Source organism: Pseudomonas atacamensis, assembly GCF_017167965.1.
In the GTDB taxonomy this organism is placed as follows: Bacteria; Pseudomonadota; Gammaproteobacteria; order Pseudomonadales; family Pseudomonadaceae; genus Aquipseudomonas; species Aquipseudomonas atacamensis.
Window position 1 is genome coordinate 74,642 of the sequence record NZ_CP070504.1, and the last position, 6,549, is coordinate 81,190.

The 6,549-nt window shown below is 60.6% G+C and carries 7 protein-coding genes; all 7 read left to right on the forward strand.

Annotated elements, in window-relative coordinates:
* Nucleotides 1–419 precede the first annotated feature (419 nt).
* Nucleotides 420–1,529, forward strand: coding sequence for a replication initiator protein A (locus JWU58_RS27150; protein ID WP_206422317.1), 1,110 nt, complete (start codon nt 420–422; stop codon nt 1,527–1,529).
* Nucleotides 1,530–1,669: 140 nt separating this feature from the next.
* Entirely contained in the window at nt 1,670–1,918 is a 249-nt protein-coding gene (locus tag JWU58_RS27155) for a hypothetical protein (protein WP_206422318.1), read from the forward strand.
* Nucleotides 1,918–3,000 carry a hypothetical protein gene (locus JWU58_RS27160; protein ID WP_206422319.1) on the forward strand — a complete coding sequence of 361 codons (1,083 nt, stop codon included), beginning with the start codon at nt 1,918–1,920 and terminating at the stop codon, nt 2,998–3,000. Before JWU58_RS27155 ends, JWU58_RS27160 begins: the two co-directional genes overlap by 1 nt.
* Nucleotides 3,001–3,003: 3 nt before the next feature.
* Nucleotides 3,004–3,507: a hypothetical protein gene (locus JWU58_RS27165; RefSeq protein WP_206422320.1), complete on the forward strand. Its 504-nt coding sequence runs from the start codon at nt 3,004–3,006 to the stop codon at nt 3,505–3,507.
* An 87-nt stretch (nt 3,508–3,594) separates the two neighbouring features.
* Nucleotides 3,595–5,190, forward strand: a complete 1,596-nt coding sequence (locus JWU58_RS27170; protein ID WP_206422321.1) for a hypothetical protein — start codon at nt 3,595–3,597, stop codon at nt 5,188–5,190.
* 9 nt (nt 5,191–5,199) lie between these two features.
* Nucleotides 5,200–6,108: a hypothetical protein gene (locus JWU58_RS27175; RefSeq protein ID WP_206422322.1), complete on the forward strand. Its 909-nt coding sequence runs from the start codon at nt 5,200–5,202 to the stop codon at nt 6,106–6,108.
* A 2-nt stretch (nt 6,109–6,110) separates the two neighbouring features.
* The coding region (locus JWU58_RS27180) for a hypothetical protein (protein ID WP_206422323.1) at nt 6,111–6,549 on the forward strand (439 nt) is incomplete at its 3' end.

The window sequence follows — 6,549 nt, forward strand, 5'->3', positions numbered from 1 at the left end:
TTTGGCGATTGTTAATAACTGGCTCCGTGCCATGCGGTGGTTGCTTTTGAGCCTGTGCACAAACCTGTTAGTGGGTGGGTAATTTACTGAAAGTGGTGGGTGAATTACTGATTCCAGTGGGTGAATTACTGGTTTGGGTGGGTAAATTACGTTTCCCGGTGTGGATAGGCCCCGCCCCTTGTGGATGGGTGGGTAAATTACGGGATTTATGACGTTTGCCTGTGGACAGGTGTGCAAATTACGCCGTTCGTCCCCGTATTTACTGGCCTTTCCGGCGGTCGAGTAGGGCATTTCCGTAATTTACCCACCCACCCCGAACGACCACCGTGTTTCTCCACCATAGCAAAGCCCTTATCATCGGCGCACTGTTCGGTTAGCCGGAGCGCCAAACGGATCTACAAATTTTGACGGGACTCTCCATGCCATCTGATAAAGCCCCTAACCACCTGCAGAAGAAACTCGCAGAAATGCAGGCGAAGGCCTCGGCCGGGCCTCAGCCGGATCTGCTGGCCGGCGCTGAGACGCCCGTGGCGAAGCGGGTGCCTGAGACGAAGAGGAAGGCAGACGTTACCGGGGATAAGCCGAGTCGTCGCAAGCAGGCGGTTGGCGGCGTGAGCCAGGGCGACTTTTTCACCCCAGTGCTTTACGACGTGGGCGCCCGGGACAGTCGCGGCGTCATGGACGTGGCAGTGTTCCGGCTGTCGAAAAAGGACAAGCGCGCCAACTCAGTGATTCGCTACGACTTGCCAGACGGCCACGTAGAGGTTTCGTCGGGCCCGCACGGCATGGCGTCGGTATGGGATTACGACATAGTGCTGATGGCTGTATCGCACCTGACCGAGGCCATGAACCGGTTCCGCGACGGCAAGGGTGAAAAGCCGTCGCAGGTGTTTCGGCCGCATATCGGCGACGTCCTCAAGTTCTGCCGCAAGGACAACGGCGGCAACCAAAAGGACGCCGTGGCTGGCGCGCTCCAGCGACTCAGCACCACCTTCGTGGGGATCGAGCGCACGAACATGCTGCGCGGCAAGCTGCTGACCACCACCGAGGGCGAAAACCTGATCGGGCCGTTCCGGATCATCAGCAACGCCAAGAACGACAAAATCGAGTACATCGAAATCAAGCTGGCCGACTGGATGTATCAGGAGATAACGCAGGGCACCAAGCCCGACGTTCTCACGGTTCACCCGGACTACTTCCTGCGTGAGTCTGGCATTGGCCGGTTCGTCTACCGGCTGGCTCGCAAGGCAGCAGGCAAGGATATGGCTGTGTGGGGCTTCAAGACGATCTATCAGCGCAGTGGCAGTACCGGCTCCCCCAAGGAGTTCAATCGCCTGCTCAGGGAGCTGATCACCGCCAACGATCTGCCGGAGTACTCCCTGTCCGAGGAGGAAGGCAAAGAGGGGCCAATGCTGCGAATGGTTCACCGATCGCAGGGCGACAAGTGGAAAGAAGCCCCAGCGGAGCCGCCGAAGGAAGCCGGCGACGGAGCCCAAGACGCCGAGCCGGCCGAGGAAAAGTCAGAGTGATACACATGCAAACCCGCTTCGGCGGGTTTGTTTTTGCCGGGAGAAAATAGGCGCCTTGGCCAGTTGCTGCTGGCGCCTACCGGGACAGGGGCATGATCGAAGAGGCAAGTTTCTACAAGGCAGTGCGCCGGTTCGCCACCATGGAACCGACACACTCCTCCAATCGCCAGGTGGTGCGTACCCGCCCCAGCGAGCGCTATGACCTGACCATGGTTGCGCGGCGTGTGTACGGTGACCCGACGGAGACGCTGGTGGTGATGGCCGCGGCCGGGCTGACGAACATCGACACCGAGCTGAAAGAGCAGGATCTGGTGCTACCTACGATCGAGTACCTGCGATATCTCAAGCAGAAGTGCGGCATCGTCACCCCTGTGCGGTCGGTGCGCTGATGGCCAGCCAACAAACAGATCCGCGATCGACGATCATTCAAAGCGCCAACAAGTCCGGCAAGGAGGCCCGCGAGGCGTTTGAGTTCGACCTGAATCGTCGCTTGGGTGACCAGGGCAAGATCCTAACCGCCGACGACATGAGCGGCCTGTACGAGCCCAAGCGTGGTTTGTTCACCACGATTGATGGCAAGCCCCGGATGCTTACCTGGGATGACATTAAGGCGTTCAAGGCCGCTGTAAACGACATTCAGCGCCGGCATGGCCAGCAGCGCGGCGGCAAGTCCGCTGCACAGTCTGGCGGGATCCTGGCCAAGCAGGTGGTTGACCTGTCGAACCCGGACGATCGCAAGCGCGCAAACTCCGAGATTCACACCTGCTTTCCGATCATCAACCGGGCGGGGCTGGTGCATTTCCAGACCAATGCGGGGCCGAACTCGAAGGTCACCCGTCACCATGTCATGGTGCAGTTCCTCGGCTACGACAGTGCGCTCTCTGGCGGCCTGCCGGTGGGCGAGGCTGCAAAGCTGCTGGGCCGGGGCAAAATCAAATTCGACTGCGATTGCGAGCGGCACACCTTCTGGTTTCGTTACATCGCCAGCGTTGGCAACTTCAACTATGGCCGCCCGGAGGATGGTTTCCCCCGCGTGCGCAACCCGAAGCTGTACGGGATCGCGTGTAAGCACGTTCTGAGGGTGATGGCGACCATTACCCACGGCCCGACGTTCGACGCTTTCGCCAGGCGCATGCTGGAAAGTGGGCGCAAGACGCTGAGCAACCGCCGGCAGACGCTGAGCGTGAAAGAACAGCAGGAATTCATTGAAAAGGCCGCCAAAACGCGCAAGCGTGACCGCACCGTGGCCACCAGCGACGAAAAGCGCGAATCCCGGGCCGGACAGCCGGCGCAGAAGGTCAAGGCTGCCGCGCGCATGCGGGCCGCCAACGACTCGCTGCGCAAGACGCACGCTGCGAAGGTCAACAAGCCGGTACCAGAGGGCCGCAAGATCAAGGTACTGATGGATATGGGATACAGTCGTGAAGCCGCATTGGCCGCGATCGCAGCCGCTGACAAGGCACAGGGTTAAGACATGCTCAACAACGTCGCTATTGCAATGAACAAAGCCAACCGCCAGCGCACGCTACGGGAACCGAACTCGATCGACTGTGTGCTGTTCACCAAGAAGGTCGAGCGCACGGCCGAAAGCGAGGACTTCGACGGCAGCCCAACACTGGGCGGCGCCGGCATGCTCTCCGATGAGGACGAAGTGAACTATTCGTGGGAGTACGCCTGTGACGCCCGCATTCACTTCGCTCAGGGCTACGCGGCGCCGCTGGGCAACACCTCGGACAATGGCAGTAGCCTGGACTATGCCGAGGGCGTGGTAGAGGCCTCGATTGAGCCAATCGCCAATCCGGGTACCGAAGGCTACGTGCAGCCGGGCAAGCGCATGCTTGTGGCGGTAATGCCTGGTGGCGGGATCATTGCCAACTTCGAAATCGTCGACGTCACCGGTAACCTGAATATCTCGCCCTACACCCGCAAGTACCTGCTCAACCCTCGCCCTGATGAGTCCGTAACCGCGGACATGTGAGCCGTCTGTAGAGCGCAAAGCGCCGGGATTTTGCCGGTGCTGGCGCCTGTACGCTAAGCGCTAATTAGGCCTACTGCGTACAACCAAATGGCAGACGAAACGAAACCCAAAACGCGCATTCTGAGCAAGCTGGCGGCCGCCACCCGGGCGGCCACGGACATGCTCATTGGCGACGTTGATCTTTCCTCGCCCAAGATGGGTAGCGTCTCAACCTACGACGCTGACTATGTGGGCATCGAAATGCTGCTGGGGTCTGGCTTGCGCCCGGCCCGATCGCGTTCGGCGATCTATCAGAAATGGCATTACATGCTGCAGGACGGGCTGATCAGCACCATCCTGCGCCTGCACGTCCAGATGGCGCTGGGCGGGCACGAAACGACCGGTGAAACGGTATTCATTGAGCCCAAGTCAGGCATCACGACGGCCGAAAAGAGACTGGTCGAGGAGCTGCAAGGGCTGGCGGCGATGTTCAACCGGGTAGGCCATGGCGTTTGCTATTACGGCACCGGTTTCGGGGACGCCTACGCGCGGCTCTACGTGAACAAGGAGCAAGGGCTGTGGCACATGGACGCCGACCTGTTCCCGCCGCTGGTGCAAGCCTATGAAGAGCTGGGCCGCACCGTCGGGTATGTCGTCAACTACGGCGAGAAGGTGCAGAGCCGCTTCGACCATTTGAAGATGATCCGGCTCAAGATGCCGCGGATGGGCTTTGTGCCTCAGATGCGCGCCATCGAGAACGCCCAGAAAACAAACCTTGAGGCTGAAACCAGCGAAGACACGGTACCGCTGCCGGCGCTGGTGGGCGGTTCGTTCCTTGAAGCTGCCGAGGTGGACTATGACAACCTGGTGGCGTCTATCGGCGGCATGACAGGCCAGCGCATCAGTGGCTCGATCGACGAAACCATGATCGGCGCCAACATGGCGGACATGACGGCCGCGCAGCAAGAAACGTTCATGCGCTCGCTCGAAAAGATGCTGATCACGATGAAAAATCGTGCTGAGGAGGCTGTGAAGAGCGGCACCTACGTGACCTCGCGCAACTTCCACGTCATGCCCACCTGGAACGAAAAGCAGATCACTCAAATCAGCTCGTTCCAGGGAGGTTCTAACTCCGGCGCCGGGGCCAACATCGAAGACGTGATGTTCAACGCCCGCAAGCTCTCCGGCACGTTGGGTATTGACCTGTCTCTGGTGGGCTACGCCGATCAGATGACCGGCGGACTGGGCGAGGGCGGCTTCAACCGCACCAGCAGCCAGGCCGCGGAGCGCTCGCGGATCATCCGCACCGCGTTCATGCAGTTCTGCAACGACGCGATCGACCGCCACACGCTGGCGAAGTACGGATTCGCGTGGGCGGACAGCGAACGCCCTTACAACGTCAATTTCTTCGGCTCGATCGCCGCGTTGGAAGCCGAGAAGCAAGCCAGCCGGGAACGGGCAATCAACACCACGGCCATTCTGGTGCAGGTGCTGGCGCAGATCCGTGACCTTGGCATCGACGTCAACACGATCGAGCAGATGCTTGCGCGCGCCGAGTTGGATGCCGATTTCGCCAAACAGCTGGCCAAGGCCATCAAGGAAGCCAAGCCACCGGCACAGCCGGGCATGGGCGGGGGTGACTTTGATGACGTCGATACGCTGCCGCCAGAGCAGGCAGCCAACAAACAAATCGAGCAGGAATAGGGCGTGAGCATGCGCATTCGTACAGAAGTAATCAGCTACAACCTCAACGACCGCGGCCGCGACTTTACCGGCGTCGATCGCAAGATTGATATCGAGGCAGCCATGCGCCTCATCAACGGCCCGGTGCTGCAAGAGTCCGTAAAGAAGGGCGACATTTTCGGCTACGTCGGGCACACGTTCCGGGAGAAATACGGTCTGGATCCGGCAGAGACGCAGTTTGAGGGCGGTAAAAGCGTCGTGCTGGAGCCAGCCGTGCGAACGGTGATGATCAAGGCCTACCCGGACGGCACGTTGAAGCACCAGCAAGAATTCCTCGACACCGCCGCCGGGCGTATCGCCGCGCGTCTGTACCAGAGCAAGGCCTACGGGTTCAGTTCGGTGTTCTTCGCGCCAGAAATCAACGGCCTGCGCACGCCGAAAAACTTCTTTGGGATGGATTTCGTCCGTAACCCGAACTACGACACCAACCGCGGCTATGACGCCATGCTCGACAGCGCCAGCGCTGGCGCCATGACGGGCGAAGGCTTCGCAGCAGAGGTCAGCGCCATGATGGACAGTGTTGATTCGCTGCTGGCCGCCAATGAGGCGCACGTCGAGAAAATCACCGACTCCTACCTGCATACCTGCAAGATCAACGATGAGCTGGCGTCGGCCAACGCCAAACTGCTGATTCGCCTGCAAGCCTACGAGAAGGGTGGCCAGCCTGCCGGCATGCTCGACAGCGCGCGTCCGGAGCAGCTGGAGCGTGGCCACTCCTACATGCCAAGCCGGGCCCGAGACATGCTCGACAGCGCCGGTCGATTCATGGCCGCCGACCTGTCGGCCGTGACAACCCAAGACACGCCTGAGGAAAAGGACGAACGCGGGTTCATTACCAAGTGCCGTGATACGGTGAATTCCATCCTCGGGACGGCGTAACCATGGCTCTCAGTCACGATCCGGACGGGTTCCTGAGTGGGCCCAAGGTAACGCGCGAGCTGGATAAGATCGGCCGCGATATCGAAGTGTTGAAGGCCATTCGCAAAGACACGCAACTGACCGTCTCGAAGTTGAGCGATATCGCCAACGCGCTGAATGGCACTGTGAGGCGATCGCCAGATCCAGCAGTGCCGCGTGCGCCTCGATCGACCGGCCCCGCGACCGAGATTGAGAAAGCTATCCGCCGCGGTATGGCGGGCACTCAGGCAGCGAAAGCAGCCAACGACAGCCAGGCGCGCCAGCGATCGGCGCCGAAATCCCCGCGGCCTGATCAGCCTGCTGTGGAGCGCAAGCGTTCCGCGAACGGCCGGTTTGGTTCTGGTGATGATTCACCTGGTGGCGGATCTGCTGGCGGCGAGAGTCGGGCTGCGCAGGCCATGG

Excerpts from the sequence above, each read along its gene's own strand:
- JWU58_RS27170 (WP_206422321.1), top strand. The coding sequence starts at position 3,595 with ATGGCAGACGAAACGAAACCCAAAACGCGCATTCTGAGCAAGCTGGCG.
- JWU58_RS27175 (WP_206422322.1), top strand. The coding sequence starts at position 5,200 with ATGCGCATTCGTACAGAAGTAATCAGCTACAACCTCAACGACCGCGGC.
- JWU58_RS27165 (WP_206422320.1), top strand. The coding sequence starts at position 3,004 with ATGCTCAACAACGTCGCTATTGCAATGAACAAAGCCAACCGCCAGCGC.
- JWU58_RS27150 (WP_206422317.1), top strand. The coding sequence starts at position 420 with ATGCCATCTGATAAAGCCCCTAACCACCTGCAGAAGAAACTCGCAGAA.
- JWU58_RS27160 (WP_206422319.1), top strand. The coding sequence starts at position 1,918 with ATGGCCAGCCAACAAACAGATCCGCGATCGACGATCATTCAAAGCGCC.
- JWU58_RS27155 (WP_206422318.1), top strand. The coding sequence starts at position 1,670 with ATGGAACCGACACACTCCTCCAATCGCCAGGTGGTGCGTACCCGCCCC.